The organism is Romboutsia sp. 13368, assembly GCF_018336475.1.
GTDB lineage: Bacteria > Bacillota > Clostridia > Peptostreptococcales > Peptostreptococcaceae > Romboutsia.
Map to the genome: position 1 here is coordinate 2170969 of NZ_CP048741.1, position 4827 is coordinate 2175795.

The 4827-nt window shown below is 29.9% G+C and carries 3 protein-coding genes; all 3 read right to left on the bottom strand.

The window, feature by feature from the left end:
* Positions 1-54 precede the first annotated feature (54 nt).
* The gene (gene argS / locus G3997_RS09065; protein WP_296645457.1) at positions 55-1755 is read right to left on the bottom strand and encodes an arginine--tRNA ligase; all 1701 of its coding nucleotides are present in this window, start codon (positions 1753-1755) and stop codon (positions 55-57) included.
* A gap of 87 nt (positions 1756-1842) precedes the next feature.
* A complete protein-coding gene (locus G3997_RS09070; protein ID WP_296645458.1) occupies positions 1843-2289 on the bottom strand; it encodes a DUF523 domain-containing protein in 447 nt (148 codons plus the stop codon).
* Between the two features lie 24 nt (positions 2290-2313).
* Positions 2314-4692: an endonuclease MutS2 gene (locus tag G3997_RS09075; RefSeq protein ID WP_296645459.1), complete on the bottom strand. Its 2379-nt coding sequence runs from the start codon at positions 4690-4692 to the stop codon at positions 2314-2316.
* Positions 4693-4827 lie beyond the last annotated feature (135 nt).

Sequence of the window (4827 nt, forward strand, 5' to 3'; positions counted from 1 at the left end):
ATTACATTCTAATATGTAATATATCCATTTCGACATCCCTGTATTTTATATAAATTACATTCTTTCTGGTGCATGCATTCCTAATAATTTAAGACCATTTTCTAAAGCTTGTCTTGTAGATGCAACTAAAGCAAGTCTTGCTTTTCTTAACTCTGCATCTTCTACTAATATAGAGTTATCATGGTAGAATTTATTAAATGCTTGTGCTAAATCTAATACAAATCTTGTTATTATATGAGGTTCATTCTTTCTCATAGCATTAACTATTGTTTTATTAAATGATGCTATAACTTTTAAAACTTCTGCACTATCTACATCATTTAGTAATTCATAATTTATATCTGTTGTAACTTCTTCTTCAGCTTTTCTTAAAACTGCACAACATCTAGCATGAGTATATTGAACGTAAGGTCCTGTTTCACCTTCGAAACTTAATGTTCTTGACCATGAGAATGTGTAGTCTTTTATTCTACTATTTGATAATTCCTGGAATACTACTGCTCCAACCCCAACTTGCTTAGCTATTTCATCAACATTTAAAGCATTTGGATTTTTAGCAAGCATAGTTTCTTTTGTCTTTTCTATAGCTTGTTTTAAAACATCTTCTAAGAATACTACTCTACCTTTTCTTGTAGACATAGTTCCTTCTTCTAATGCAACCATACCAAATGGAACATGTATCATATCTTTTGCCCATTCAAATCCAACAAGCTCTAAAACTTTAAATAATTGTTGGAAGTGTAAACTTTGTTGAGAACCAACTACATATATACACTTTTCAAAGTCATAGTTTTCTTTTCTATATAATGCTGCAGCTAAATCTCTTGTCATATATAATGTTGAACCATCATTTTTAGTTATAAGTGCTGGCGGCATGTTGTATTCTTCTAGGTCTACTATGTTCGTTCCTTGAGACTCTTGAAGTAATCCTTTATCTTTTATTATATCTATAACTTTATCCATTTTATCAGAATAGAAACTTTCTCCATTATATGAGTCAAATTCTATATCTAATAAATCATAAACTCTAGCAAATTCTTTTAAACTTTCATCTCTGAACCATTGCCATAATGCTTTAGCTTCTTCATCACCGTTTTCTAATTTAGTGAACCAAGCTCTTGCTTCGTCTTCCATTTCTGGATGCTTTTCAGCTTCATCATGGAATTGTATGTATAATTTTAATAACTCTGGTATTGGGTTAGCTTCTACAGCTGCTTTATCTCCCCATAATTTGAAAGCTACTATAAGCTTACCAAATTGTGTACCATAGTCTCCTAAGTGGTTTATTCTAACTGTATTATATCCTTGAGAATCATATATTTTATATAAAGCATTTCCTATAACCGTAGTTCTTATATGTCCTATATGGAAAGGCTTAGCTATATTAGGAGATGAGAAATCTATTACTATAGTTTTATCTTTTCCTAAATCGCTGTGTCCGTACATTTCTTTTTTAGTTAATACATCTTTTATAACCGTTTCTGCTAATTGAGATTTATTAACAAAGAAGTTTATATATCCACCTAATGGTGTAACCTTCGATACAACACCTTTAGCTTCTATTTTAGATGATAACTCTTCTGCTATCATATTAGGCGCTTTTCTAAATACCTTTGCTAATTTAAAGCATGGAAATGCAAAATCTCCCATATCCTTATTTGGCGGTACTTCTATAAGTGCTGTTATTTCTTCTAAAGTCAATTCTTCTATATGCTCTTTTAAGCATGATGCTACTGCTATTTTAAAGTCTTGCATTATTTTGCTCCTCTCTTTTATTATTATTTTATGGTAAATCAAATTCTAAGTTTTTTCAAGGTCTTTGAAACTATTTACTATATATATTTAAATTAAATCCTTTTCACTAATAACTTCTATTCCATTTTTTCTAAGCAAAGCTGCTGTTACTCCAACTCCAGGTATCTTTTTTCCTGTAAAAGTTCCGTCATATATGCAATTAGAACCACATGATGGACTGCCTTCTTTTAAGATTGCTTTTTTACAATCATACAAATTAGCTATTTTTAAAGCCTCTTGTGCACCTTGTTTAAATTTTTTTGTTACATCTAATCTTTTATTATTAATTACACTAGTTTTTCCTTCTATAACAGCATTTCCATCGAATTTTATAATTTCTGATGGTTCACGTGGAGTGGACATGCCGCCTAATTGCTCAGGACAAACTACTATAAACTGCTTGTCTTTAAGATATTCTTCTACTTTATCATTTTTATTATTATCGCCATTGTACTTACAGTTTATTCCAAGTAAGCATGCAGACACTAATATCATATCCATCCCACCTTATACTTTATATTATTTTAAAGTAACAATTGTTACTCCTGCTCCACCTTCACCGTATTGACCAGCTCTTTGTGATTTTACATGTTTATTTCTTCTTAATATATCTTGAAGTCCTGATTTTAAAACTCCAGTACCTATACCATGTATTATTGTTACATTTTCTAGACCTGCAACATATGCATCATCTAAATATTTTTCAACTTCCATAATAGCTTCTTCTAAGTTCATTCCTCTTAGATCTACTTCACTCTTTACATTACCAGACTTAGATTTTATTATATTTCTAGTTGATTTTGTTACTGTCTTTTTTACATCCTTTTTAGCTTTTTGTAGTGATTTAAATGGTAGAGTCATTTTCATTATACCAATTTGAACTACAGCTTCTTTTTTATTTTTATCAACAGAAACAACTGTACCTTCTTGATTTAAAGTTATTACTCTTACATCTTCTCCTGGTTTTAAATCTGTTATTTCTTTAGTTGCAACTTTAGGAACTATCATACTCTTAACTGTAGGCTGTAAACTTCCCATGGTACTACTTAGTTCTTTTCTAAGTGCTTCTATTTGTTGATTTTTTTCTTTAGATGCTCTTTCTTCTTCTAATCTTCTTAATTCTTTTATTATATTATCTACTTCTTCTTTAGCTTGTCTTGTTATTCTAAATGCTTCTTGTCTTGCTTGTTCAAGCATCTTTTCTTTTTGACTTGAAAACTTTTCAAGTTTTTCATCATATTCTGCTTTTAAGTTTTCTATACTTTGTCTTAACTTCTCAGCCTTAGCTCTTTCTTCTTCAGCTTTTAATCTATTTTTCTCTGCACTTTGTAATATATCTTCTAATTCTATATTATCACTATCTATAAATTCCTTAGCTCTAGTTATTATATAATCACTAAGCCCTAATTTCTTAGATATTTCAAATGCATTTGATTTACCTGGAACTCCTATTAAAAGTTTATATGTTGGACTTAATGTTTCTAAATCAAACTCAACTGCTGCATTTTCCACACCATCTTTAGTAAGAGCATAATTCTTTATCTCAGTATAGTGAGTTGTAGCTATACATCTAGCACCAGCCATTGCTACATCTTCAAGTATTGCTATAGCAAGAGCTGCTCCTTCTATAGGGTCTGTACCTGCACCTAATTCGTCAAATATAACTAAAGAATTTTCAGTTACATCTTTTAATATAGATACAATATTAGTCATATGAGATGAGAAAGTTGATAAACTTTGTTCTATACTTTGTTCATCACCTATATCTGCAAATACATTGTCATATACACACATACTACTTCCATAGTCTGCAGATATATGAAGACCACTTTGAGTCATAAGTGCAAATAATCCAACTGTCTTTATTGTTACAGTTTTACCACCTGTATTAGGACCAGTTATAACTAAAGTGTGGAAGTCTCTTCCTAAGTATACACTATTCGGTACTACAGTCTTTCTATCTAATAATGGATGTCTACCATTTTTTATATTTATAAATTTATCTTCATTTAATTTTGGCTCTACTGCTTTCATTTGCATAGATAATTTACCCTTTGCAAAAGCAAAATCAAGTCTTCCTAGTATTTCTTGATTAGATATTAAGTCTTCACTTATTTCTCCAACCATACCAGATAACTCTTGAAGTATTCTTTCGATTTCTTCTTGTTCACTAAGTCTTAATTGTCTAAGCTCATTGTTCATATCAACTATACTTATAGGCTCTATGAATAAAGTTGCACCTGATGATGATTGGTCGTGAACTATACCTGAAACTTGTGATCTGTATTCAGCTTTTACAGGAACAACAAATCTATCTCCTCTTACAGATATTATTGCATCTTGTAAATATTTTTGATATGTGGTAGAAGATATTATAGAGTTAAGTTTCGATCTTATAGATTGATTCTTTTGAACTATTCTTCTTCTAATATCTCTAAGTGTTGAAGATGCATTATCTGAAATTTCTAACTCACTTATTATTGCATTATATATTGCATCTTCCACATCTCTATATGTATACAGACCATTTGATAATGATTGTATTATTGGGTAATTGAAATCTTCTTCATCACTTCCTGATAAACTATTCTTAAGTGTTCTAGCAGCTCTTAATGTATCAGCTATCATTATTAAACTTCCTGGATCAAGGCTAGCTCCAACACCTGCTCTTTTAGCTTTATCTTCTATATCATGTATCCCTTGTAGCCCCACATAACCTCTTTTAGTAAGTATTGCTTGTGTCTCACTTGTTTCTTGTTGCATATACTTAACTTCTTCAAAATTCGAACTTGGAACTAATTCTTCTATATATCTTAAACCTAACGAAGATGAAGCTTTACTTTTCAATAATTCTATTATTTTATTGAATTCTAAAACTCTCAGCGATTTTTGGTTCATATGTCCTCCTTAAAAACTCATTTATTTTACTTGTTTATTTTATGTACATTTGTATTATACTATTTATATGACTATTTTATATTATACATAATGATACTTTATTTGTACTATATAAAAGTCTATTATTTAATAATT